20 protein-coding genes and 1 pseudogene are annotated in these 24719 nt (G+C 74.0%); 8 read left to right on the plus strand and 13 right to left on the minus strand.

Features of this window, described 5'->3' with window-relative positions; genetic code table 11:
• Positions 1–23: 23 nt before the first annotated feature.
• Both ACFV4G_RS01995 and ACFV4G_RS02000 read right to left on the minus strand, forming a co-directional pair.
• Positions 24–2465 (minus strand): PKD domain-containing protein, encoded by a 2442-nt coding sequence (locus ACFV4G_RS01995; protein WP_380435492.1) that lies wholly within the window; start codon positions 2463–2465, stop codon positions 24–26.
• A 225-nt stretch (positions 2466–2690) separates the two neighbouring features.
• Positions 2691–5120, minus strand: coding sequence for a PKD domain-containing protein (locus ACFV4G_RS02000; RefSeq protein ID WP_380435494.1), 2430 nt, complete (start codon positions 5118–5120; stop codon positions 2691–2693).
• Positions 5121–5480: 360 nt separating this feature from the next.
• On the opposite strand from ACFV4G_RS02000, the gene ACFV4G_RS02005 reads away from it, so the two are divergent.
• Positions 5481–6518 carry a fatty acid desaturase family protein gene (locus ACFV4G_RS02005; protein WP_380435756.1) on the plus strand — a complete coding sequence of 346 codons (1038 nt, stop codon included), beginning with the start codon at positions 5481–5483 and terminating at the stop codon, positions 6516–6518.
• A gap of 60 nt (positions 6519–6578) precedes the next feature.
• Positions 6579–7049 carry a hypothetical protein gene (locus tag ACFV4G_RS02010; protein ID WP_380435496.1) on the plus strand — a complete coding sequence of 157 codons (471 nt, stop codon included), beginning with the start codon at positions 6579–6581 and terminating at the stop codon, positions 7047–7049.
• A 17-nt stretch (positions 7050–7066) separates the two neighbouring features.
• On the opposite strand, the gene ACFV4G_RS02015 is transcribed toward ACFV4G_RS02010, so the two are convergent.
• Complete coding sequence (locus tag ACFV4G_RS02015; RefSeq protein ID WP_380435498.1) at positions 7067–7960, minus strand: alpha/beta fold hydrolase; 894 nt, start codon at positions 7958–7960, stop codon at positions 7067–7069.
• Between the two features lie 156 nt (positions 7961–8116).
• Between ACFV4G_RS02015 and ACFV4G_RS02020 the strand changes: the two are divergent.
• Positions 8117–8557: pseudogene (locus ACFV4G_RS02020) on the plus strand (TetR/AcrR family transcriptional regulator); the annotation flags it as partial.
• Between the two features lie 240 nt (positions 8558–8797).
• Here the strand turns inward: ACFV4G_RS02020 and ACFV4G_RS02025 are convergent.
• A complete protein-coding gene (locus ACFV4G_RS02025; RefSeq protein WP_380435500.1) occupies positions 8798–9160 on the minus strand; it encodes a nuclear transport factor 2 family protein in 363 nt (120 codons plus the stop codon).
• 71 nt (positions 9161–9231) lie between these two features.
• Between ACFV4G_RS02025 and ACFV4G_RS02030 the strand changes: the two genes are divergently transcribed.
• Positions 9232–10116 (plus strand): LysR family transcriptional regulator, encoded by an 885-nt coding sequence (locus ACFV4G_RS02030; protein ID WP_380435502.1) that lies wholly within the window; start codon positions 9232–9234, stop codon positions 10114–10116.
• A gap of 8 nt (positions 10117–10124) precedes the next feature.
• On the opposite strand, the gene ACFV4G_RS02035 is transcribed toward ACFV4G_RS02030, so the two are convergent.
• The 4 genes from ACFV4G_RS02035 to ACFV4G_RS02050 form a co-directional block, all read right to left on the minus strand.
• On the minus strand, positions 10125–10961 hold the full coding sequence (locus ACFV4G_RS02035) for an ABC transporter substrate-binding protein (protein ID WP_380435504.1): 837 nt from the start codon (positions 10959–10961) through the stop codon (positions 10125–10127).
• A 257-nt stretch (positions 10962–11218) separates the two neighbouring features.
• Positions 11219–12010 (minus strand): ABC transporter ATP-binding protein, encoded by a 792-nt coding sequence (locus ACFV4G_RS02040; protein WP_380435506.1) that lies wholly within the window; start codon positions 12008–12010, stop codon positions 11219–11221.
• A complete protein-coding gene (locus ACFV4G_RS02045; protein WP_380435508.1) occupies positions 12010–13056 on the minus strand; it encodes a FecCD family ABC transporter permease in 1047 nt (348 codons plus the stop codon). The genes ACFV4G_RS02040 and ACFV4G_RS02045 overlap by 1 nt, the downstream gene beginning before the upstream one ends.
• On the minus strand, positions 13053–14090 hold the full coding sequence (locus tag ACFV4G_RS02050) for a FecCD family ABC transporter permease (protein WP_380435510.1): 1038 nt from the start codon (positions 14088–14090) through the stop codon (positions 13053–13055). Before ACFV4G_RS02050 ends, ACFV4G_RS02045 begins: the two co-directional genes overlap by 4 nt.
• A 99-nt stretch (positions 14091–14189) precedes the next feature.
• Here ACFV4G_RS02050 and ACFV4G_RS02055 point away from each other — a divergent pair, with 99 nt between their 5' ends.
• Positions 14190–14816 carry an HAD family hydrolase gene (locus tag ACFV4G_RS02055; RefSeq protein ID WP_380435512.1) on the plus strand — a complete coding sequence of 209 codons (627 nt, stop codon included), beginning with the start codon at positions 14190–14192 and terminating at the stop codon, positions 14814–14816.
• Between the two features lie 19 nt (positions 14817–14835).
• Here ACFV4G_RS02055 and ACFV4G_RS02060 read toward each other — a convergent pair whose 3' ends face one another.
• Positions 14836–15072 (minus strand): hypothetical protein, encoded by a 237-nt coding sequence (locus tag ACFV4G_RS02060; RefSeq protein WP_359967645.1) that lies wholly within the window; start codon positions 15070–15072, stop codon positions 14836–14838.
• Between the two features lie 578 nt (positions 15073–15650).
• Between ACFV4G_RS02060 and ACFV4G_RS02065 the strand changes: the two genes are divergently transcribed.
• Positions 15651–16034 carry a cold-shock protein gene (locus ACFV4G_RS02065; protein ID WP_359967648.1) on the plus strand — a complete coding sequence of 128 codons (384 nt, stop codon included), beginning with the start codon at positions 15651–15653 and terminating at the stop codon, positions 16032–16034.
• 18 nt (positions 16035–16052) lie between these two features.
• Here ACFV4G_RS02065 and ACFV4G_RS02070 read toward each other — a convergent pair whose 3' ends face one another.
• The 4 genes from ACFV4G_RS02070 to ACFV4G_RS02085 form a co-directional block, all read right to left on the minus strand.
• Complete coding sequence (locus tag ACFV4G_RS02070; RefSeq protein WP_380435515.1) at positions 16053–16904, minus strand: 1,4-dihydroxy-6-naphthoate synthase; 852 nt, start codon at positions 16902–16904, stop codon at positions 16053–16055.
• On the minus strand, positions 16897–17664 hold the full coding sequence (locus ACFV4G_RS02075; protein WP_380435517.1) for a futalosine hydrolase: 768 nt from the start codon (positions 17662–17664) through the stop codon (positions 16897–16899). Before ACFV4G_RS02075 ends, ACFV4G_RS02070 begins: the two co-directional genes overlap by 8 nt.
• A 10-nt stretch (positions 17665–17674) precedes the next feature.
• The gene (locus ACFV4G_RS02080) at positions 17675–18205 is read right to left on the minus strand and encodes a hypothetical protein (protein WP_380435519.1); all 531 of its coding nucleotides are present in this window, start codon (positions 18203–18205) and stop codon (positions 17675–17677) included.
• A 95-nt stretch (positions 18206–18300) separates the two neighbouring features.
• On the minus strand, positions 18301–19686 hold the full coding sequence (locus ACFV4G_RS02085; protein WP_380435758.1) for an MFS transporter: 1386 nt from the start codon (positions 19684–19686) through the stop codon (positions 18301–18303).
• A 516-nt stretch (positions 19687–20202) separates the two neighbouring features.
• Between ACFV4G_RS02085 and ACFV4G_RS02090 the strand changes: the two genes are divergently transcribed.
• On the plus strand, positions 20203–21084 hold the full coding sequence (locus ACFV4G_RS02090; RefSeq protein ID WP_380435521.1) for a DUF3027 domain-containing protein: 882 nt from the start codon (positions 20203–20205) through the stop codon (positions 21082–21084).
• A 300-nt stretch (positions 21085–21384) separates the two neighbouring features.
• Positions 21385–24687: a sacsin N-terminal ATP-binding-like domain-containing protein gene (locus tag ACFV4G_RS02095; RefSeq protein ID WP_380435523.1), complete on the plus strand. Its 3303-nt coding sequence runs from the start codon at positions 21385–21387 to the stop codon at positions 24685–24687.
• Positions 24688–24719 lie beyond the last annotated feature (32 nt).

A 24719-nucleotide genomic window follows, 5' to 3' on the forward strand; every position in this document is an offset into this window, starting at 1 on the left:
GCAGGGCCGCTTGTGTGTTCCGGTTAGTAGACCTGGCCGGCGTAGCCGTAGATGCCGGTGTATGCGCCGCTGAGGGCGTAGGAGGGGTCGGTGGGGCGGAAGATGCCGTAGGTCATGCGGCCCTTGGCGTACCAGTCGCCGACGATGGGCTGGTCGCCGGGGTTGCCCCAGGTGGCGGTGGAGACGGTGGCGTCGTCGTGGCGCAGGGCGAAGGTGCCTGCCCGGTAGATGCCGAGCTGGAAGTGGCCGGTGGCGTCCCAGTCGCCGGCGACGGGGATGTCTCCGGGCTGGCCGAAGGCGGCGGTGGTGAGGGTGCCGTCGTCGTGGCGGACGATGAAGGTGGCGATGCCGGGCCGGTAGAGGGCGAGTTGGGCGTGGCCGTTGCCGTCCCAGTAGCCGGGGACGGGGATGTCGCCGGTGTCGCCGAAGGGGATGGCGGTGACGGTGCCGTTGTCGTGGCGCAGGGCGAAGGTGCCGTTGCGGTAGATGCCGAGCTGGTCGTGGCCGAGGCCGTCCCAGTCGGCGGTGGCGGGGAGGTCTCCGGCCTGGCCGAAGGCGACCTGGGTGATGTCGGCCTTGCAGCAGTCGCCGGTGGAGCGAAGTGCCCAGGTGCCGTTGTTGAACAGGCCGTTGGCGGCGGGCTTGCCGGTGCTCCAGCGGCCGGCGATCGCCCGGTCGGCGGGGTCGGTGAAGTTGGCGTGGGCGAAACCGTCGGCGGTGGCGCTGCGGCCGTGGTCGTCCCGGACGGTCAGTCGCACGAGGTAACGGCCGGGCTTGGCGTAGGTGTGCGTGACCGGGCCGGCGGGCTGCGACCGGAACCATTGGTACTGGCCGTCACCGAAGTCGACGCTGTAGTCCGAGACCGGCCACGGGCTGTTGTACGAGCCGGTGACCGCGATGCTCGCGGGGGCCGAGGCCGAGCGCTGGACCTGGACGGCGGCGGTGATCGGGCCGCTCGCCACGTCGGCGGGCGTGGTGGTCTTCTTGACGGTGCCGTTGCTGTCGGTAGCGGTCAGCGTGGCGGTGTACCGCCCCGCGGCGGCGTAGGTGTGCGTCAGCGGGAAGGTCGGCGCGGTCACGACCGGGCTGCCGTCCCCGAAGTCCATGGTCGTGGTGGCCGGGTACCAGGTCGAGGTCGTCCCGCCGTGGAACGTGACGGCCATGGGCTGGTCGGGCATGTACGCCCCGTGGTCCAGCGAGACCTTGAGCGGGTTCTGGTACTCGGCTGCCCCGCGGTCGTGGTAGCCCACGCCGGTGCCGGTGTTGGGCACGAGCGGGTCGTCGACGCGCGAGTTGCCGTAGATGTCCGTGTCCAGCTGGCCGGGCGCGGTGGCGTCGGCGGAGTCCACCGCCGACGAGTCGGCGCCGGGGGTCACGTCCTCCAGCATCGCGTTGTAATCGGACAACTTCGGGTCCGCCGTCAGGTCGTGCTGCCCCTGGCCGGTGGCTGCGGCGAGGTCGGCGGGTGACCGGTAGAGCGTGCCGTCCCAGGAGTAGGCGTGGGTGTCCGGGCTGTCGGTGTACAGCACGTTGTAGTCGGACCTGGTGCCGGGGACGGAGCCCGACGCCACCATCACGCCGACGCCGACGTTCACGTCGCAGTTCCGGTGGACCTGGACGATGTTGTTCACCACGGTCGAACCGGTGGAGCTGCCGGTGAGCACGATGCCGGTGCCGCAGGTGCCGCCGATGGTGTTGCTGTTCACCACGGTGCCCGGCGCACTGTCGGCGACGATGATGTTCGAGGCGCGGAAGTCGTAGACCCCGGCGAAGGCGTTGGTGGTGACGATGGTCCCGGTCACCCCGGGCTCGATGGCGACGCCCGCCCGGCCGCTGCCGCCGATCTGGTTGCGGCTGATCGTGACGTCGCGGGTCTTGCCGGTGAGGCGGACGGCCGACGTGTTGTTGTCCGGGTTGGTGGGCGGTGACGTCGTGGCCTTCGTGACCTGAGCCCCCGCACGCGTCACGGCGTTGCCGTCGACCGTGATGCGCTCGGAGTCGGCGACGAGCACCGCCTCCTCGTCGGAGTCGCTCAGCCAGAAGTTCTTGATCGTGATGTCGTGCACCCCGGATGCCACGAAGGCGTGCGGTGCCTTCGTGGTCGACGGGTACCCGCCGGGGGCGATCTCGACGTGCGGCCGACGGCCGATGGGGGAACCCTCGCCCTGGATCGTGATCGGGTGCCCCGGGGTGCCGGACTGCTTCAGCGTGACCTGTTCCGTGTACTGGAACCCGCCGACCCGGATGGTCTGGCCCGGCTGCGCCGCGTCGGCGGCGGCCTGGATGCTGCAGAACGGCCGGCCCATCTCGGTGCCCGGGCCGCTGTCCGAGCACGACGTGGGGTTGTTGTTGTCCACGTACAGGTACGCGGGATCGGCATGCGCGGCCATGGCCGGCAGCGCGCTCACGATGACGGTCGAGCTCACGAGTGCGGCGGCGAGGCCGACGCGACGTCTGCTGGGCACTGCTTGATCCCCCTGGGGTGTGCGGAGCGCGCCGGGCCGCCGCCTGTGTTCGGGCGTGGAACGTTCGACCGGCGCGAGCGCGAACGATATCCAAGGCGGCGGACACCACCCTGCGGTGGGGGCCGGTTCGAACAGCCCGGCAGCCCCGCCCCTCCGGTGTGAGGCTGCGAGCCAGAGCGGCCCTGCACCCTTGGGTGGGGTGCAGGGCCGCCGTGTTTGTGTGGGTTAGTAGACCTGGCCGGCGTAGCCGTAGACGCCGGTGTATGCGCCGCTGAGGGCGTAAGAGGGGTCGGTGGGGCGGAAGATGCCGTAGGTCATGCGGCCCTTGGCGTACCAGTCGCCGACGATGGGCTGGTCTCCGGGGTTGCCCCAGGTGGCGGTGGAGACGGTGGCGTCGTCGTGGCGCAGGGCGAAGGTGCCGTTGCGGTAGATGCCGAGCTGGAAGTGGCCGGTGGCGTCCCAGTCGCCGGCGACGGGGGTGTCTCCGGGCTGGCCGAAGGCGGCGGTGGTGAGGGTGCCGTCGTCGTGGCGGACGATGAAGGTGGCGGTGCCGGGGCGGTAGAGGGCGAGTTGGGCGTGGCCGTTGCCGTCCCAGTAGCCGGGGACGGGGATGTCGCCGGTGTCGCCGAAGGGGATGGCGGTGACGGTGGCGTTGTCGTGGCGCAGGGCGAAGGTGCCGTTGCGGTAGATGCCGAGCTGGTCGTGGCCGAGGCCGTCCCAGTCGGCGGTGGCGGGGAGGTCTCCGGCCTGGCCGAAGGCGACCTGGGTGATGTCGGCCTTGCAGCAGTCGCCGGTGGAGCGAAGTGCCCAGGTGCCGTTGTTGAACAGGCCGTTGGCGGCGGGCTTGCCGGTGCTCCAGCGGCCGGCGATCGCCCGGTCACCCGGATCGGGGACGTTGACGCTGATGAGGCCGTCGGCCTTCGCGGTGCGGCCGTGGTCGTCGTTGATGGTGAACCGCACGAGGTAACGGCCGGGCTTGGTGTAGTTGTGCCGGACCATGCCACCGGGGTAAGGCGCCCCCGGGGTGGTCTCGATGGTGCCGTCGCCCCAGTCGACGCTGTAACCGGTCACCGTCCACTGGCTGTTGAAGGAGAGGTACGCCCAGGCGTTCCTGGGGTCCGTCGCCGAGTGGGAGGCCCCGATTCCGGCGGTGAGCGGGCCGATCGTCGTGTCGACGTCCCTGGTGGTCGTCTTGACGGTGCCGTTGCCGTCGGTCGCGGTGAGGGTGGCGGTGTGGTGGCCCTCGGCGTAGGTGTGCGTCAGCGGGAAGGCCGGCGCGGTCACGACCGGGCTGCCGTCCCCGAAGTCCAGCGTGGTGGTGGCGGGGGACCAGGGCGAGGTCGTGCCGCCGCCGAACTCGGCGTCCAGGGGGTGTCCGTACTGGCCGGTCGTGAGGGTCAGCGAGACGGCGAACGGGTTCTGGTACTCGACCGCTCCACGGTCGTGGTAGCCCACGCCGGTGCCGGTGTTGGGCACGAGCGGGTCGTCGACGCGCGGGTTGCCGTAGATGTCCGTGTCCAGCTGGCCGGGCGCGGTGGCGTCGGCCGAGTCCATCGCCGCGGTGTCGGCGGTGGGGGTCAGGTCCTCCAGGGAGGCGGGGGCGGTGAAGATCTTGGGGTCGACCGCCAGGTCGTGCTTGGCCTGGCCGGTGCCCGCGGCGAAGTCGGCGGGCGTCTTGTAGAAGATGCCGTTCCAGTCGTAGACGTAGTCGGCCGGGCCGTCCGCGTACACCACGTTGTAGTCGGCCCTGGTGCCGGCGACGGACTCCGGGGACACGGCGAGTCCGATCCCGACGTTGGGGTCGCACTTCCGGAAGATCTTGACGATGTTGTTCACCACCGTCGAGCCGGTGGAGCCGCCGCTGAGCGTGATGCCGGTGCCGCAGGTGCCGCCGATCGTGTTGCTGTTGACGACCGTGCCGGGTGCGCCGTCGGCGACGATCACGTTCGAGCCCGCCGCGGGGCCGATTCCGGTGAACGCGTTGGTGGTGATGATGCTCCCGGTCACCCCGGGGTCGACGGCCACGCCCGCCCGGCCGCTGCCGGCGATCTGGTTGCGGCTGATCGTGACGTCGCGGGTCTTCCCGGTGAGGCGGATGCCCGGCGTGTAGCCGGCCGGGGCGCCCGGCGCCCCGCCCGTGATCTGCATCCCCGCCCACAGCACGCTGTTGCCGTCGACCGTGATCCGCTCGGAGTCCTGGACGAGCACCGCCTCGTCCGCGGGCTGGTCGATGGAGAAGTTCCTGATCGCGATGTCGTGCACCCCGGACGCCAGGAAGGCGTGGGGGGCCTTCGCCGTCGAGGGGTACCCGCCCGGGCGGATCCGGGTGCGCGGCTCCTTGGGGTTGGCGCGCTTCTCGCCCTGGAAGACGATCGGGTGGTCCGCGGTGCCCGATCGCTTCAGCGTGACCTGTTCCGTGTAGTCGGTGCCGGAGACGAGCACGGTTTGACCAGGCTGCACCACGTCGGCGGCGGCCTGGATGCTGCAGAACGGTTGGTTCTGCGTCCCCGGTCCGCTGTCCGAGCAGGCCTTGTGAGTCTTGATCACGTACAGGAACTCGGTGTCGGCGTGCGCGGCCACGGCCGGCAGCCCGGCCACGACGGCGGTCGAGCTCACGAGTGCGGCGGCGAGGCCGACCCGACGCTTTCTGGGCACTGCTTGGTCCCCCATCAGTTGTGCGGAGCACGCCGGTCCGCTTGGTGTCCGAGTGTGGAACATACGGCCGACGCGTGCGCGAACTGTATCCAAGGGGGACGACGCCCCTCTGGGCGGGCCTCGGCTTCGATCCGCCTGCGCGCCAACCGGCCGCTGCCACGCGAGGAGTACGGCCGTCCTGGCGATCGAGTGGTGCTGCGGCGACACCTTCGAGGCTCTCTTCGCCACCAGACGGAGGAGGGGTGAGGCTGTCCCGGGGGAGGGCAGGGGGGTTAACACCCGTACAGGACGGGTGATTTCCCCGTTCTCCGGGGCGCTCCTGAGAACCAGACTCGGGGCATGCCCACACAGCCCGCGACGATGACGGTCGCGCCCGAGGCCCTCGCCCCGCAGCCGGAGACCGGCGGCAGCGACTTCGCCCAGTTGAGCCGCCGGATCGCCGCCGAGGGCCTGCTCGCCCGGCGGCACGGTTACTACGCCGCCCGCGCCGCACTGGTGCTCGCCGCGTTCGTCGGCGGCTGGTGCGCCCTGTTCGCGCTGGGCGACACCTGGTGGCAGCTCGGTCTGGCGGCGGCGATGTCCGTCGTGTTCGCCCAGATCGGCCTGCTGTCCCACGACCTGGCGCACCGGCAGGTGTTCTCCCGGCGCGTGCCGAGCGAGATCGGCGGCCGGATCGCCGCGAACCTGCTGATGGGGATGAGCTACGGCTGGTGGATGAACAAGCACACCCGCCACCACGCCAACCCCAACCACGAGGAGCGCGACCCGGACGTCGCCCCCGACCTCGTCGTCTGGTCCCGGCGGCAGGCCCGGCAGGCGAGCGGGCTCGCCCGGTTCATCGGGCGCCGGCAGGCGTTCCTGTTCTTCCCGCTGCTCCTGCTGGAGGGCCTCAACCTCAGCTTCAACAGCTTCCGTGCGCTGCGCGGTCCCGCGGTCAAGCGGCCGTGGCTGGAGGGTGCGCTGCTGGTGGCCCACTTCGCCGGCTACTTCGGGCTCGTCCTCGCCGCGCTCCCGGTGGGCAAGGCGGTGGCGTTCCTCGCCGTCCACCAGGCGCTGCTCGGCGTCTACCTGGGCTGCGTGTTCGCCCCGAACCACAAGGGCATGCTGATGGTCACACCGGAGATGCGGCTCGACTTCCTGCGCCGCCAGGTGCTCACCTCGCGCAACGTCCGTGGCGGCCTCGCCGTCGACGCCGTGATGGGCGGCCTCAACTACCAGGTGGAGCACCACCTCTTCCCCAGCATGCCGACGCCCGCGCTCGGACGGGCGGCGCGGATCACCCGCGCGTTCTGCGCGGAGAAGGGCATCCCGTACTACGAGGTGGGCCTGTTCCGCTCGTACCGCGAGATCCTCGCCCACCTGCACCGCACGGGGGAGCCGATCCGCTCGGGCGATTGAGGTGGGGAAGGCAGGCTGGTGACGCTTCCTCAGGTCGGCCGGGCCTGCCAAGATCCGCTGGTGAAACACGTGACGTACCGTCTTCCCCCGGCGCAGCTGCGCCGTCAGTGGATCTTCTCGACGCTCTTCCTGGCCGGCGGTGCCTACCTGGTGTACCGCGGTTCGCTCTTCCCGTTGTCCGCCCGGACCGCCGTCGGCATGGCCTTCGGCGTTCTCCTGATCACCGGTGGACTCCTCCAGGTGAACGGCGTCTTCACCAGCGTGAGCTTCGACGAGCGTGAGATCCGGTGGACCGGTGTACTGGGCTCCCGCAAGAGGTTCGCCTGGGCGGACGTCACCAGCGTCGAGGTCGTGAAGAACCGCAACCGCCCCGATTCCGGGGACGTCGTGCGGGTCACCCACCGGGACCGCGGCGACTTCAAGCTGCCGGCCGTGATCGGCATGCCGGGCGCCTGGCGCGACCCGGCCTTCGAGGCCAAGGCGGCCCACCTCATCGCCACCTGGCGCGAAGCCACCGTGGCGGCGGCTTAGCCGACCCGGCCCCTCGCTCACGCACCGGAGCGGGGGGTCGCACCGTTCTTGTGCGCCGGGGCGTCGAGGATCCGGGCCGTGATCAGCTCCGGCTGGTCGGTGGTCAGGGCGTGCCCGGCGTCGGGGACGAGTTCGATGCGGGCCGTGGGCAGCAACTCGCGGAGGCGGGCCGATACGGCCCGGGAGTCGTGCAGGGCGCTGCGCTCGCCGAGGAGGACGTGGGTCGGGGCGTGCAGGCGTCCCAGTTCTTCGTCGGTGAAGGTGTGGGCGAGGGGGAGCCGGCGGCGGAAGCCCATGGTGGCCTTCATCAGGGCCATCAGTTCCGTTTCGAGGATGGTGCTGTTCCCGACCACTCGTGCCAGGCGGGGGCGAAGTGCCCTCGGGGCGAGGCCGGCGAGGCCGCCGGCGATCACCCAGGCGTAGAAGCGCCACCCGAGGTCGGCCATGCCCGCCGGGTCGAGGAGGGTGAGGCCGGCGACGCGATCGGGGTGGTGGATGGCGTGGTTGATCGCGATCCAGCCTCCGTACGAGCACCCGACGAGACGGGCGGAGGGCGTGTCGAGTGCGGTGAGGAGTTCGTCGAGCCACGCGGCGGCGTCGCGGCCGTCGTGCAGGGGAGCGGTCTGGACGCTCGCGCCGGGTTCGCCGATGGTGTCGACGGCGATGACGGGGTGCCGTTCGGCGAGCGCCTCCACGTACCGGTGCCACATCAGCGAGTTGCCGCCGGATCCGGGCAGGAGGACGAGCGGCTCGCCGTGCTCGGTCCCGGTGCGGTGGACGCGGGTGGTGCCGAACGCGGTGGGGACGTCGATCGCGGTCTTCGGGCCGGGCCACAGGGACGCGAACGTGCGCTCGTAGGCGGCGCGGAAGCGGGACTCGGCCCGGGCGTTCCTGAACTCGCTGATTCGCATGGTACATGTGTATCACAGGCATGATACGGGTGTACCAGGATCGGTGGAGAGGAAGTTCGCGGGATGGCGGAGAAGGCCGACCACGAGGAACGGCGCCGGCAGATCGCCGAGGCCCTGCTGCGCATCGCCGACACCCAGGGCCTGCAGGCGGCGAGCATGCGGGCGGTCGCGGCGGAGGCCGGGGTGTCGCTGCGGCTGGTGCAGTACTACTTCAGGACGAAGGACGGGCTGCTGCTGGATGCCCTGGCGAGGCTCGGGGTCCAGCTCCAGGCCCGGATGGAGCGGTGGATCAAGGAGGCCGGGTCGCCGCCCACGCCGCGGAGCATCGTGACGGCGATCCTGGCGTGCATCCTGCCGACGGACGCCGAGAGCCGGCGCATCACGCGGACGTATGCGGCGTACTACACGCTCGTGCTGAGCGATCCGGGGGCCATGGAGAAGAAGGGCCCGCTCCAGCCGGATCTGCTGGAGGGCTTCCTGGCGAAGCAGATCCGCGCGGCACAGGAGGCGGGGGAGATCGGGGTGGGGAAGGACGCGGCGGTGACGGCCGCCGGGCTGCTGGCCATGGTCAACGGGCTGGGGTCGAGCGTGCTGGGCGGCCAGCGCGGCGGGGAGGAGGCGGTGGCGATCCTGGAGTACCACTTGGGGGAGTTGTTCGGCGCGGGGGGTTGGGGTTGGGGGCATGCCCCCGCGCCCCACATGTGGGAGACCCGCCCCACGGGGGCGGCGGGGCGGGGCGCCCGGGGGGGGGGGGGGGCGGGGGGGCCCTTGCTTTCTGTGGGGGGGGGGGGGGGGGGGGCGCGGGGGGCGGGGCCCCCCCCCCCCCCCCCCGGCCGCCTACTTGGCGAAGCCCGCCAGCAGTTCGCGCGGGTCGAAGGTCACGCGGATCCGCGTGATCCTGCCGTTCTCGATGTGCATCCAGTTCACCGTGGGCGTCGCCGGGGCAATGCTCGTGTGCAGGTCGTACCAGGTGATCACGTCGTCGCCGTCGGCGACCCGGACCTGGACGTCGATCTTCTCCAGCACCTGCCCGAGACCCTTCAGCCCGCCCAGGGCCTCCTCGACCCCCGAGGCGGTGCCGAGCGCGCCCACGAAGTCCACGTCCTCCGCCAGTAGTTCCCGCACCGCCTCGAAGTCGCCGGCCTCCCAGGAGGCGAAGTAGGTCTCGGCGATCTCGCGTGCACTCTTCGTCGTCGTCATGCCTCCATGGTCCGCCGGTATCCACCCATCCGTCCAACAGATAGATCGAATGCCAGCTATCATCATCAGTTATGGAGATGCACCAGCTGCGCTACTTCGCCGCCGTCGTCGACGAGGGCTCCTTCACCGCTGCCGCTGCTCGCCTGCATGTGAGCCAGTCCGGCATCAGCACCCAAGTCGGCAAGCTGGAACGCGAGTTGGGCCAGCAACTCCTCGAACGCGCCAGCCGGGGAGGCATCCGCCTCACCCCCGCCGGCGAGGCGATCCTCCCGCTGGCCAAGAACGCCCTCGCCACGCTCGACGACATCCAGCACACCGCCGCCGAGTTCGCGGAGGCCGTGCGCGGGCGCGTGCGCCTGGGCATGATCACGGGCTGCTCGATCCCGCCGTTCCTCGACGTCGTCGCCGACCTCGGCCGCACGCACCCCGGGATCGAACTCAGCCTGCACGAGGACGACTCCGAGCTCCTCCAGTCCCACGTCCTCGCCCGCACCCTCGACCTCGCGCTGATCGGATTCGCGGGCGAGGCCGACCCCGAGCTCGACGTGAGCGTCTTCGTCGACGAGCCGATCGCCGCCGTCGTGCCGATCGGGCACCCGCTCGACCGCAAGACCGTCCGCCTCGCCGACTTCCGAACCGGCGAGAAGATCCTCGGCCTGACCAGGGGTACCGGGATCCGCGCCGCCTACGACCGCTCGTGCCTCCAACTCGGCCTGGAACCCCGCGTGGACATCGAGGCCGGCTCGCCGACGACGCTCCTGCGCCTCGCCGAACGCGGCGCGGGCGTGGCCGTCCTGAGCCCGTCGTCCGCCGTCGGCGTCCCGACGCTGCGCGTCATTCCCCTCAAGGACGCGGCCGTTCACGCCCGCCTGGGCCTCGTCGCCCGTCGCGACCGGCACTCGCCGGCCGTACGGCTGCTGCGGGCCAAGCTCCGTGCGGCACTCGGCGGTTCGTGACCCGGACGTCACGCCCCCAGGAAGCGCTGCAACTCGTCCAGCATGTAGTTGGCACCCGTGTACCCGATGCCCTCGAACCACAGCTGGTCGTCGACGGGGAACGCCCGGTGCGCCTTCACGGCGCCGAGCGCCTGCCACGCGGAGCTCGCCAGAACGGTGCCGGCGCGGGACCGCTCCGGATCGCCGTACGTCCCGTAGAGCAGGAGGTCGCCGTCCGCCCTGGCGATCTGGTCGAGCGGGACCTCGAAGTCGGACTGGTCGACGTTCTGCGCGTCCGGCCGCCCGATGCCCGCGTCCGACAGCACCACCCCCGGGAAGCTCTGCTTGCCGTACAGCCGGATCCCGCCGCCCTCGACGAACCGCACGAGGCTCACCTTCCGCCCGGACACCTTCGCGTCCGAGAGCGCGGCCGTCACCTGCGAGACGTGCCGCTGGTACGAGCCGACGAAGGCCGCGGCGGCCGCCTGCCGGCTCAACGCCTGGGCGTGCAGCTGGAAGTTGGCCTTCCAGGGGGCGCCCGTGGTCTGGGTGAGCACGGTGGGCGCCAGCTCCCGCAGGGCGTCGTAGCGGTCGCCGTCCCGCATCTGGTTGGACAGGATCAGGTCCGGCCGCAGCGACCGGATCGTCGCGAGGTCGGGCGCCCCGGCCGGCCCGACGTACGCGATCGCGGCCGTCCGGGACTGCGGCCAGTACTCCGGGTAGTGCGCGTCCAACGCGGGCCGCGCGGCCCCGATCGGCGCGATCCCGAGCGTGAGCGCCGAGTCGAACACGTCCGTGTCGAGCGCGACGACCCGCAGCGGCGCACCCGGCACGACCACCGGCCCGACCGCGGTGTTCACCGTCACCGGAGGCACCGGCACGCCCGACCCGCCCGCCGGGACCCCGTCCGTCCCCGAGCCCCCCGCCCGATTCGTCGTACACCCGGCAAGGGCGGCCCCACCCAGCCCGACCAGCAGCGCGCGACGGGTGATCCGGTGCATCGGCGATTCCTCGGACGGTCGGACGACGGGGGAGACGAACCCTGCCGATTATGTCCGAATTGCCGCCCGACACCCGCCCGCGCCGCCCGGCCCCGGAAGGACGTGGCGCGGTCCGTTCGCCGTCAGGCCGCCGTCCACGGGGCGCCGGGGACCACCAGGGGGGTGCCGGTGACCGGGTCGGGGACGACGACCGAGTCGAGGCCGAAGACCTCGCGGACCAGGTCGGCCGTCACGACCTCCGCCGGGGTGCCCTGGGCGACGATGCGGCCCTCGCGCATGGCCACCAGGTGGTCGGCGTAGCGGGCGGCCTGGTTGAGGTCGTGGAGGACGGCGACGACCGTGCGGGCGCGTTCGGCGTTGAGGCGGCGGACCAGGTCGAGGACCTCGACCTGGTGGGCGATGTCGAGGTAGGTCGTCGGCTCGTCGAGGAGCAGGACGTCGGTGCCCTGGGCGAGGGCCATCGCGATCCAGGCGCGCTGGCGCTGGCCGCCGGAGAGCTCGTCCATGCTGCGCTCGGCCAGGTCGGCCGTGGAGGTGCGCTCCAGGGCCTCGGCGACGGCGGCCTCGTCCTCCGGGGACCACTGCTGCCACCAGCTCTGGTGCGGCTGGCGGCCGCGGGCGACGAGGTCGGCGACCGAGATGCCCTCGGGGGCGGTCGGGGACTGCGGGAGCAGGCCGAGGCGCTGGGCGACCCGCTTGGTCGGGATGCGCGCCAGCTCCTCGCCGTCGAGCAGGACCGCGCCGCGGGCGGGCTTCAGGAGGCGGCCGAGGGCGCGCAGCAGCGTGGACTTGCCGCACGCGTTCGGGCCGACGATCACCGTGACCCGGCCCTCCGGCACCGTGACGTCCAGGCCCTCGACGACCGTGCGCGCCTCGTAGGCGAGGGTCAGGTCACGGGCTTCCAGCACGGCCATCAGGCACCTCCACGGCGGGATCGGACGAGCAGCCACATCAGGTAGGGCGCGCCGACCAGGCCGGTCACGACGCCCACCGGCAGTTCGGTCGGGGCGAGCAGGCGCCGGGCGATCAGGTCGGCGAGGACGACGATCAGGGCGCCGGTCAGCGCCGAGCACAGCAGCGGGACCTGCGCGGAGCGGGCGAGCCGCAGGGCGATCTGCGGGGCCATCAGGGCGACGAAGTCCACCGGGCCGGCCGCGCCCGCCGCGCACGAGGCGAGGACGGTGCCGAGCAGCGCCATGCCGAGCCGGATCCGGTCCAGCCGCAGGCCGAGGCCGACGGCGGTCGCGTCGTCGAAGGAGATCGAGCGCTGCGCCCGCGCCGCCCACAGGGCGACGGGCGCGGCGGCGAGCAGCACCCAGGCGAGCCAACCGGCCTGGTCGTAGCCGGAGCCGTTGAGGCTGCCCGTCATCCACACCTTGGCGGCCTGTGCCTGGAAGCCGTCGCCCTTGGTGAGGAAGACGGAGGTCAGCGAGGAGAGCGCGACGCTGATCCCGATGCCGATGAGGACGAAGCGCTGCGCGTGCAGCCCGCGCCGCCAGGCGAGCGCGTAGACGAGCACTCCGGCGACGAGGCCGCCGAGGACGGCCGCGTACGGGGCCTGGCCGGTGGAGCCGACGACGCCGTACGCCATGAGGCCGACGACGGTCGCGGTGGCGCCCCACGTGACGCCGACGACGTCGGGGCTGGCGAGCGGATTGCGGGCGACGGTCTGGACGAGCGCCCCGGCCAGCCCGAGCGCGGTGCCGACCAGCAGGCCGACGACGATGCGGGGCAGCCGGAACTCGCCCACCACCAGCTCGTTCGGGTTCGGCTTCCCGAGCACGACCTCGACGACGTCGACCGGCGACACGGTGGACTCGCCGAGGCACAGCGAGGCGATCACGGTGCCGGCCAGTGCCGCCAGCAGCCCGAGCGCGACGAAGGCCGAGCGCCGGTGCAGCAGGAACGACGCCCGTCCGGCCCGGACGACGGTGTAGCCGCGCAGGGAAACCGACGTCACGCCGCCACCACCTTGCGCCGCCGCACCAGCGCGACCAGCACCGGGACGCCCACGAGCGCCGTCATCACCCCGGCCGGGACCTCCGACGGCGGGAAGAGCACCCGCCCGAGCGTGTCCGCGAGGAGCAGCAGCGCCGGGCCGAGTACGGCGGAGAAGGCGAGCACCCACCGGTTGTCGGCCCCCGCGACGGCCCGCGCCGCGTGCGGGACGGCCAGGCCGACGAACGCGATCGGGCCCGCCGCCGCGACCGCGGAGCCGGTCAGCACGGTGGCCCCGAGGGCGCCCACCGCCCGGACGAGGCCCGTCTTCGCGCCGAGCCCCTTCGCGGTGTCCTCGCCGAGCGCGAGCGCGTCCAGCCCGCGCGCCACCGCGACCACGAGCACCGTCCCGACCAGCAGGAAGGGCAGCAGCTGCCAGGCCACGTCGGAGGTCCGCCCGGACAGCGAGCCGACGTGCCAGAACCGGAACCGGTCCATCGTCGCGGCGTCCGTCGTGAGCACCAGCGTGTTCAGCGACGCGATGAACGCGGAGATCGCCGAGCCGGCCAGCGCCAGCTTGACCGGTGTCGCGCCGCCGCGCCCGCGCCCGGCGAGGCCGTACACGAGCACGGTGGCGATCACGGCGCCCGCGAACCCGAACCAGACGTACCCGGTCAGCGTCGAGACCCCGAAGCCGGAGATCGCCACGACCACGCCGGCCGCCGCGCCCTGGGAGACGCCGAGGATGCCGGGGTCGGCGATCGGGTTGCGGGTGAGGCCCTGCATGACGGCCCCGGCGAGGCCGAGCGCCGCGCCGACGGCGACGCCGACGACCGTGCGCGGCACCCGCAGCTCGCGGACGACGACGGCGTCGGCGGTGTCGCCGCCGTGCAGCAGGGCGTCGAGCGTCTCGGAGAAGGGGATCGTGCGGCTGCCGGCCGAGAGGCTCAGCAGCACCGCGCCGGCCAGGACGGCCAGCGCGGCGACGAGCCACGGTATGCGGCGGTGGGAGGTCCGTCGCCGGCCGGGCGGCGGCGCGGCGGTGGTGTCGGTCATGGGCCCTCTTCCGCAGACAACTCAGGTAAACCTAAGTTCCGCCGCGAAGCCCCGGCAAATCGCCTCGTCCCCGCACCGGCCGTTGGATAGCCTGGCGCCATGCCCGCGACTTCCGCCACCCCGCTCACCGTCGGCTTCGACCTCGACATGACGCTGCTGGACACCCGGCCGGGGATCCGCGCCACGTACCTGGCGCTGTCGGCCGAGACCGGTACCCCCATCGACGCCGACCTCGTCGTCACCCGGCTCGGCCCGCCGCTGCTGGACGAGATCCGCAACTGGTTCCCCGAGGACGAGGTCGAGCGCGCCGCCGCCCGCTACCGCGAGCTGTACCGGGAGTACGCCTTCGCCCCGACCGTCGCCCTGCCCGGCGCGCACGCGGCGGTCGAGGCCGTCCGCGCGCACGGCGGCCGGGTCGCCGTGATCACCGGCAAGTACGAGCCGAACGCCCGCCTCCACCTGGAGCACGCCAAGCTGCACGCGGACGCGCTGGTCGGCGACCTCTGGGCGGAGACCAAGGGCGACGCGCTGCGCGAGCACGGCGCGACGGTCTACGTCGGCGACCACCTCGGCGACATCGTCGGGGCCCGCCGCGCGGAGGCCGTCGCGGTGGGCGTGGCCACCGGCCCGTACGGCGCGGACGAGCTGCGGGCGGCCGGCGCGGACGTGGTGCTCGCCGACCTCACCGAGTTCCCGGCCTGGCTCGCCGGGCACCTGGGCGCGTAGGGCGCGTCACGCCTGCGAGTTATGCCTGCGAGGCCGCGCGGCGCTTCTGGGCGCGCGCGTTCACGAACAGCCCGACCAGCGCGAGCAGGAAGCCCGCCGGCATCAGCATGCTGAGCCAGTACGCGGCCGTCGGCAGCGGCGTGAGGTGCAGGAACAGCGGGACGAAGGTGACCAGGGTGGCGAGCGCGCCCACGCCGAAGACGATCGCTCCGGCCCGGACGTAGGCGTCGCCGCGGTCGGCGCTCTGGCTGCTCACTTCTGCTTGCTCCTCGGGAGGTGCTCGGGGGCGCTTCGGGGTGCTCGGGGGTGCCTTCGGACGTGCCCCCGGTGTCCGGGGGCGTTCCGGGCGCGAGGGGTCGCGCCGGGGCACTCCAGTCTGGCAGAGCCGGGCGGGGTGCTCCCGGCCCGGCTCCCGCCGCACCGCTTCGCAGACGAGCGGTTCGGTCACGTTGCGCAGTTTCCCGGAAGCTGGGAGTTTCGATCCCTGCTGAGCGGGGGTATGCACGGGTTGCCTAGGGGTGCGAGTGGCGCGCCCCGACTTCCCCGGAGCCGGAGGTGTGAGCCGCATGGACAGCGCTGAGCCGCGCCCAGGGCGCACCAGTACCGGCTCTCCCGTGATCGCGAGAGCCCCACGGGCCCAGGTGCCCGAGTCGCCGGACCGCGGAACTTTCGCGGAACGCGGATGAGGCAGTGACGGACCGTTAGTCTGCTCCTGACAGCGTGCTGACCATGAGCGCCCACGGGCGCCGAGCCGAGGTCGGCCCGCGCTTTCCACCACCCAGTGATCCCCGGCCAGGGCCGGGATCCCTCACACCCATTCGAGGACTGTTCGAGATGCCCACCGGCCAGGTCAAGTGGTTCAACGAGACGAAGGGCTTCGGCTTCCTGTCGCGCGACGACGGCGGCGACGTCTTCGTCCACACCAAGGCGCTGCCCACCGGTGTCACGAGTCTGAAGCCGGGCCAGCGGGTCGAGTTCGGCGTGGTCGCGGGCCACCGCGGCGACCAGGCGATGGCCGTGCAACTGCTGGAGGCCCTGCCCTCGGTGGCCGCCGCCCAGCGCCGCAGCGCCGACGACATGGCGCCCATCGTCCAGGACCTGATCACCACGCTGGACGCGGTGCTCCCCGGCCTGCAGCACGGCCGCTACCCGGCGAAGCCGACGGGTCAGAAGCTGGCCGGCCTGCTGCGCGCGGTGGCCGACCAGTTCGACCTCTGAGCAGGGCCCCGAGGGGCGTCAGAACGCGAGCGCACCCGGGTCGAGCGGGGGTACCAGCCCCTCGGCGGCGGCCCGGGTGAGCAGCGCGTGGACGGCCGCGTAGCCCTCCTCGCCGAGGTCTGCGGTGAACTCGTTCACATAGAGCCCGATGTGCTGGTCGGCGACGGCCGGGTCCATCTCCTGGGCGTGCGCGAGCACGTACTCCCGGCTGGCCGCCGGGTCCGCCCAGGCCTGCCGGACGGACGCGCGGATCGCGTCGGTGAGCGCGCGCAGCCGCTCGGCGCCCAGCGAGCGCTTCGCGACGATCGCGCCGAGCGGGATCGGCAGGCCGGTCTCCCGCTCCCAGGCCTCGCCCATGTCGGCGAGGCTGTGCAGCCCGTACTGCCGGTAGGTGAAGCGCGCCTCGTGGATCACCAGGCCGGCGTCCACCCGGCCGTCCCGGACGGCGGGCATGATCTCGTGGAACGGCAGGACGACGATCTCGCCGAAGCCCCCCGGCACGGCCTTCGCGGCCCAGAGCCGGAACAGCAGGTAGGCGGTGGACCGCTCGGACGGCACCGCCACGGTCTTGCCGGTGAGGTCCCCGGGGGCCGCCACGCCCGGCCGGGTGAGCACCAGCGGGCCGCAGCCGCGGCCGAGCGCGCCGCCGCAGGGCAGCAGCGTGTACTCCGCCAGGACCCACGGCAGGGCGCCGTAGCTGATCTTCAGGACGTCCAGCTCGCCGCGCTCGGCCAGCCCGTTCGTGACGTCGATGTCCGCGAACGTCACCTCGGGGGCGTCGGCGCCGGGCACCAGGCCGTGCGCCCAGGCGTGGAAGACGAAGGTGTCGTTCGGGCAGGGCGAGTACGCGATGCTGAGCCGTTCAGCCACGGCCGGCCTCCTCGGTGAGTGCCTCGGCGAGGGTCTCGACGAGTGCGGGGACGGGCAGCGCGGCGAAGGCCCGCTCCAGCGCGGCCAGGGCGTCGCCGATCCGCCAGGCGGCCCGGTCGCGCGGGCCCACCGGGTTGGAGACCGTCCGCAGCTCGAAGGCCGGCACGCCGAACCGGGCGGCGGCCTCGGCCACGCCGAAGCCCTCCATCGCCTCGGCCGCGGCGCCCGGGTGGCGGGCGGTCAGGGCGGCGGCCCGCTCGGCGCTGCCGGTGACGGTGGAGACGGTCAGGACGGGCCCGGTGACGGCCCCCAGCGCCCGTGCGGCGAGCGCGACGGCGGCCGGGGGAGGCGTGTGCCGGGTGGTGCCGAAGCCGAGCTCGGCGACGTCGGCGAAGCCCTCGGGGGTCTCGGCGCCCAGGTCGGCGGCGACGATCGCGTCGGCCACCACGGTCGCGCCCACCGGGGCGTGCGGGGCGAAGCCGCCCGCGATGCCGGCCGACACGACCAGCCCGTAGCGGTGCGCCGAGAGGGCCGCCGCGGCGCCGGCCGCAGCGGCGGCCGGACCGACCCCGCCCGCCAGGACGTCCACGGCCCCGGTGCGGTGCAGCTCCCCGCCCGGCAGCGGCAGCGCGTGCGTCGCGCCCGGCAGGCCCCGCAGGACCGCCTCGGCCTCGGCGGGCACCGCGACGACGACGAGCAGCCGGGCCCGCTCGGGGCCCGACTGCTCGCTGTGCCCGTCGGCGACGGCGCGCGCGGTCATCGCAGGACCGTCAGTTGTCCTGGGTGTTCAGCTGGAAGTACCAGACGGCGGTCGGGTTGTCCGAGTTCTTGTCGCCCTCGACCACGGTCACCAGCGTCTTGCCGGAGGCGTTCAGCAGCTTGCCGGCCGACTGCGAGCCCGAGTAGGTCGCGTTCTTGGCGTAGGAGAACAGGCTGTAGCGCCCGCCCTGGGCCTGCGTGCCGCCGTTGGTGAAGGCCCACCAGCCCTTGTCGGCCACGTTCGGCGAGACGCCGACGCCGACGTTGTCGCTGACGACGACGTCCGAGGTCGGGAGCGTGCCGTCCTTGAGGGCCTGGGTGGCCGTCTCCTGGCACTTCTGCTGGTCGTCCTCGGTCAGCGGGTTGCCGTCGTTCCAGCACAGCGGGTCCGCGGCGAGCGAGGAGTTGCCCACGGTCAGGGTGGCGCGGTGGCTGTTGTGCGCGGTCTGGCCGGACGCGTAGGCGATGGACCCGCCGACCGTGCCGGCGCCGATCACGACGACGGCGCCGAGGGCGGCGATGACACGGGTATCGAGGCTCATGGGTCAGAATCTACCGGGCTTCGCCGATCACGCTACGCGGGGGTCGGCAACCGCGTGTTGCCGCCCGCGCCGCTCACCCGCCGGCCGGGCACCGGTCAGGCGACCCGGGGCGCCGTCGGGTGCCGGCGCAGGCCCACCCGGAACAGCGAACGGATCGTCCACAGCAGCACCAGGCCGACCACCGAGGCGGCCACCGAGAGCCCCAGCTCGCCGTTGAGCGGCAGCAGGATGCCGACCGCGCCGCCGGCCACCCAGGACAGCTGCATCAGCGTCTCCGAACGGGCGAACGCCGAGGTCCGGACCGCCTCCGGGACGTCCCGCTGGATCAGCGCGTCCAGCGCCAGCTTGCCGAGCGAGGCCGCCATGCCGGCCGTCCCGGCGATCATGATCACCGTCACGACGCCATACCAGAGGGCCGAGGCCGCCGTCGCGCACGTCGCGAGCAGCAGCATCGCGGTGACCGTCGCCTCCGGGCCGCGCGTGCGCAGCCACGAGCCCAGGACGGAACCCAGTGCGTTGCCCGTGCCCGCCGCCAGGGCGACCAGGCCCAGCGCCAGCGTGGGCCGCAGGCCGCCGATCGGCTCCTCGCGCAGCAGGAACGCCAGGAACATCACCAGGAAGCCGACCAGCCACTTCATCGCCGCCATCGCCCGCAGCGCCAGCACCACCGAAGGGCCGACCGTGCGCAGCGAGGTCTTGACCGGCGGCGGCTTGTGGTGGATCAGGTGCGAGCCCTCGGTGTGCACCTCGGCGTGCAGCACGGCCCGCTGCTCGCCCTTCGCCGAGTCCACCGTGTGCGGCAGGTGGAAGGCCATCAGGGTGCCGATCACGAAGACCAGGAACGCCCCGCGCAGCGGCCAGCCGGGCCCGATCAGGTGCAGCAGCCCGCCCATCGCGGCGGCCACGCCGGTGGCCAGCAGACCGGCCAGGGTGACCCGGGAGTTCGCCTTCACCAGGGACAGCCGGTGCGGCAGCAGCCGGGGCACCACGACGCTGCGCACCACGCCGTACGCCTTGGACGCCACCAGCACGCCGAGCGCCTCGGGGTACAGCGCGATGCCGCCGCCCGAGATCACCCCGGCCATCGTCCAGGCCAGGACCGCCCGGGCCAGCATCGACATCGCCATGGCGGCGCGGCGGCCGTGCGGCAGGCGGTCCAGCAGCGGGCCGACCACGGGGGCGAGGACGGCGAACGGGGCCATCGTGATCAGCAGGTAGAGCGCCACCCGGCCGCGCGCCTCGCCGGTCGGGACGGAGAAGAAGATCGTCGAGGCCAGGGCGATGGTGATCAGCATGTCGCCGAAGGAGTTCAGCGCGTGCAGCTCGATCAGCTTCGCGAGGCCCGACTCGCCCGCGCCCTCGGCCGACGTGGCCCGGCGGATCCGGCGGCCGGTGCCGTGCACCACCCGGCCGGTGCGGGCGCCGGCGGCGGAGGCGCCGCGGACGAGGAAGTTGCGGTGGGGGCCGGGGGGCTCCTCCACGTCCGCGTCGGGCTCCTCGTCCGGGTGCCCGCCGACCGGGCCGTCGCCGTGTTTCGTGAGGTCGACCAGGGCGGGCGCGGACGTCCCGGAACCGTCCGCCGGCTGCGGTTCGCCCGCAGGGTGGACCGGGGGCTGCTGTCGCGGCACCGCGTTCGTCTCGTCCGGGCCGTCGGCCTGCGAGGCGCGCAGTGCGTGCTGCGACGGGTTTTCGTCCGCCACAAGGCCATCCTGCCCCAGATTCGCTTCTGCGACGCGGGATTCCGCTCCGCTCGGCGCGGCCCCGGGAGGTCCGCCGGAGCCCCGGACTGTGCCGGGGCGCCGACCGACGGGTAGCCTGCCCAAGGTCCGCCCGCCCGGGTCCCACGGCGCCGGCAGGCCCGGACGAGCGGCGCGGTCGGTACCCGCGGCGGCCTCCGGTCGCGCAGAATGGACGAGGTACCCCGAGCCGCGACGGAACAGGCAACACGCCGTGGGCGACAGAAGAACTGGGAGAGAATCGACGCCGTGAGTGCTGCGATGCGAAGCCGTACCCCCGATCGGCTCTGTGCAGAGGCCGTCGAACTCGCCCGCCAGGCCGCCGAAGAGGCGGTCGGAGCGGAAGCCGTCGGGACGCACCTGGGTGTCCAGGCGGACGCCGACCGTGTCGTCACCCACAGCTTCGAGTGCCTCGACGCGGCCTACCGCGGCTGGCACTGGGCGGTCACCGTCGCCCGCGCCCCGCGCGCCAAGAACGTCACCCTCGACGAGGTCGTCCTGCTGCCGGGCCCCGACGCCGTCCTCGCCCCCCAGTGGGTGCCGTGGAGCGAGCGCCTGCGCCCCGGCGACATGGGACCCGGCGACCTGCTCCCCACCGACGCCGACGACCTGCGCCTGGAGCCCGGCTGGACCGGCGAGGACGAGCCCGCGCCGAACTCCGCGGTGGCGCAGGCCGCCGAGGAGGACGTCGTCGTCAGCGACACCGGCGTCCAGCCCGCCCCGGTCCGCGCGCAGATCAACGCCGTCGCCGAGGAGCTCGGCATGGGCCGCAGCCGGGTGCTCTCCCGGCTCGGCCTGCACCTGGCCGCCGACCGCTGGGAGAAGGCGCACGGCCCGCAGACCCCGATGGCGCAGGCCGCGCCCGCCTCGTGCAACAGCTGCGGCTTCCTGATCCCGATCGGCGGCTCGCTCGGGCAGGCCTTCGGGGTGTGCGGCAACGAGTTCGGACCGGCCGACGGGCAGATCGTCTCCTTCGCGTACGGCTGCGGCGGGCACTCCGAGGCGGCCGTGATCCCGGCTCCGCCGGCGCCGTCCGAGCTGATCCTGGACGAGCTGGTGGTCGAGCCGATGCAGCTCCACCCGGACCGCGCCTCCGGCTCCGTCGAGCCGGACGCCCCGGCCGAGGAGCTCGGCCACTCCTGACGCGTGCCGCTCCGGCCCGTCCCGCCGCACCGGCGGGGCGGGCCGTGGCGTCTTCTGGACGCCTCCGGCGGGGGGTGTGGGCGGGGGTTTGGGGCGGGGGTGCCTCCGGCGGGGTGGGCGGGGGTTTGAGGTGGGTGTGGGCCCTGCGCGGGGGCGGGCCGAGGTGTCTTCCGGGGTGCCTCCGGTGGGGGTGCGGGCAGGGGGCCGGGCCCGGGGTGGCGCGGGCCGTGGTCGGGAGCAGTCGGTGGGGCAGGGAAGAATGCCCTACGACGTACAGGGCGGCGGAAGGCGGCAGGTCCAGTGGAACCTCGGATCATCGGCAGCGGCACGGACGAGCACCTCGCGGACCCCTTCGGGAGTGCCGTGCTGCGCCGACGCGTGCTGGACGCCTGGGCCGCCTCGCCGGCCCGGTTCCGGGAGGACGCCAACGCCGAGGAGGAGCTCGCCCTCGGCGGCTACCGCGACCGGCTGGTCGTCGAGTTGGCGCAGAACGCCGCCGACGCCGCCGTCCGCGCCGGGCGCGGCCCCGGCCGGCTGCGGCTGACCCTCGCCGACGGCGTGCTCGCCGCCGCCAACACCGGCGCCCCGCTCGACGCCGCCGCCGTCGAGTCGCTGTCCACCCTGCGCGCCTCCTCCAAGCGCGGCGAGGCGCCCAGCGTCGGCCGGTTCGGCGTCGGCTTCGCCGCCGTCCTCGCCGTCACCGATGAGCCCGCCGTGCTCGGCGCCGCGGGCGGCGTCCGCTGGTCGCTCGGCGAGGCCCGCGCGCTCGCCGAGGCGCAGCCCTCGCTCGCCGACGAGCTGCGCCGCCGCGACGGTCACGTCCCGCTGCTGCGGCTGCCGTTCGCGGCCGAGGGCCCGGCCCCCGAGGGCTACGACACGGTGGTCGTGCTGCCGCTGCGCGACGCCGCCGCCGAGGACCTGACGCGCCGCCTGCTGCTCGCCGTCGACGACGCGCTGCTGCTCACCCTCCCCGGCCTCGCCGAGATCGTCGTGGAGACCCCGGACGGCACCCGCACGCTCACCCGCACCGCCTCCGAGCCGCGCCCCGACGGCGTCACCGAGGTGACCGTCACGGACGACGAGGGCGGCCGCCCCCGGCAGACGCTCTGGCAGACCGTCGGCGCCTCCGGCCGGCTCGATCCCGAGCTGCTCGTCGACCGCCCCACCGAGGAGCGCGCCCGCCCGTACTGGACGGTCACCTGGGCCGTCCCGGTGGCCGAGGACGGCACCCCGCAGCTGCCCGGCGTCCTGCCCGTCCTGCACGCGCCGACGCCGAGCGACGAGCCGGTCGGCCTGCCCGCGCTGCTCATCGCCTCGTACCCGCTGGACTCCACCCGCCGGCACGTCGCCCCGGGACCGCTCGCCGCCTTCCTGACCGAGCGCGCCGCCGACAGCTACGCCGACCTGCTGCGCGCCCGTGGCGGCGACCTGGGCTCGCTCGGCCTGGTGCCCGGTCCGCTCGGCGACGGCGCGCTGGACAACGAGCTGCGCGGGGCGATCCTCCAGCGGCTGCCCGGCACGCCGTTCCTGCCGCACCCGGCGCCGGTCGAAGAGGGCACGCCCGCGCTGCGGCCCCGGGACGCGACGCTGCTGGAGGGCGCGGACGGCTCGGTGGTCGAGGCGCTGGCGCCGATCTTCCCCGGTCTGCTGCCGGCCGGTCTGGAGCGCCGCACCGAGCTGCGCGTGCTGAACGTGCGCCGGGTGCCGCTCGCCGAGGTGGTCGACCAGCTCGGCGGCCTGGACCGCGAGCCCGCCTGGTGGCGCAACCTGTACGCGGCGCTCGGCGCGGCCGACCCGGAGGCGCTCGGCGCGCTGCCCGTCCCGCTCGCCGACGGCCGGACGGTCACCGGGCCGCGGCGCGTCCTGCTGCCCTCCGACGCCGCCGACTGGGCGGCCTTCCCCGGCTACCCCGAGTCGCTGGCCGGGGCGCTCGCCGCGCTCGACCTGCGGCTCGCCCACCCGGAGGCGTCGCACCCGCTGCTGGCCAAGCTGGGTGCCGGCACCGCGACCCCGGCCGGCGTGCTGGACACGCCCGAGGTGCGGGCCGCCGTCGCCCGCTCCTTCGAGGTGGCCGAGGACGACCTCGACGCCGCCCTCGAACTGGCCGACGCCGTCCTGGCGCTGGTCAGGGCCGCAGCCCCGGCCGTCGGCGAGCACCCGTGGCTGGCCCGGCTGGCGCTGCTCGACGACGAGGGCGAGCCCGCCCGGGCCGGCGAACTCGTGCTCCCCGGCAGCCCGTTCGCGGCCCTCGCGCGCGAGGAGGACGCCGGCTGGGTGGACGACGACCTGCTGGAGCGCTGGGGCCCCGACGTGCTCGGCGCGGTCGGCGTGCTGGCCGACTTCGTCCTGGTCCGGGCCGAGGACGTCGTGCTCGACCCGGACGACCTGGAGCGCCTCGACCCGACCGTCCCCGCCGACCGCGCGGCCGGCGGCCACCCCACCGGCCTGCTCGACGAGGCGCCGGACGGGCTCGCCGAGTGGGCCGAGGACGCGCTCGACGCCCTGCACGCCGACGACGGCGACACCGTGGGCGTGCCGCCGGTGGCCGCCGAGCTGCTGGCCGTCCGCGACCTCGACCTGATCGACGACGACGCCTGGCCCGAGGCGCTCGCCGCGCTCGCCCGCCCGCCGTACCGGGACGCCGTCGTCAACCCCGTCCGCACCCTGCTGCCGAACGGCTCGTACGCCGACCTGCCGCCGTACACCGCGTGGTGGCTGCGCGACCACCCGGTGCTGGACGGCCGCGAGCCGGCCGGCCTGCGCGCCGCCGGGGCGGACCCGCTGCTGCGCGGCCTGTACGACGAGGCCCGCACCACGCTGGACGAGCAGTTCCTGCACGCCCTCGGCGTGCGGACGACGCTCGCCGCGCTGCTCGCCGAACCGCACGGGCCGGACGAGGTCCTGGACCGGCTCACCGACCCGGACGCCGAGGTCGGCCACCGCCAGCTGCACGGCATCCACAGTGCGCTGGCCCGGGTCGACGCCGAGCGGATCGAAGCCCTGGACGTCGTACGGGCGTTGCCGCCGCTGGACCCGGAGACCGGCCGCCGCCCGGCGCACACGGTGGTCGTCGACGCCACCGAGGCGGTCGTCGCGGACGCCCCCGACCTCGTCCAGCTCCTGCACTCCCACCCGCTGCTGCCGGTCGCCCCGGCGCTCGCGGCGGACCTCGCCGAGCGCCTGCACGTGTCGCTGGCCAGCGAGGTGGCGGGCGGGCGGGTGCTCTCCGAGGGCGTGCTGCACCGGGTGCCGGCCGTGGTGCGGGAGCTGCTGCCCGGCTGCCCGGTGGCGTACGAGGAGCACGAGGAGCTGCTCGTCGTCGGCCCGGACGGCAACGAGGCCGCGGTGGACTGGCGCCTGGACCGCGGGGCGGACGCGCCCGAGCCGCCGTACGACCCGGACACGGCCGAGGCCGGCGACGAGGACGACGAGTTCGAGGTGCCGCCGGTGCCGGGCCTGCTGCACGCGGCCACCCCCGAGGGGCTGGCGGCCGGGCTGGCCTGGTCGGTCGGGCAGTGGCACCGGCGGTTCGAGGTGCTGGCCGCGCTCAGCGAGCCGGACCGGGCCTACGAGCTGTCCGCGGCACGGGACTTCGAGGGCTGAGCGGGGCGGGCGGGCCGAGCGGGCCGGGCACG

Origin of the sequence: Kitasatospora sp. NPDC059747, assembly GCF_042732955.1 — a bacterium.
Lineage (GTDB): Bacteria > Actinomycetota > Actinomycetes > Streptomycetales > Streptomycetaceae > Kitasatospora.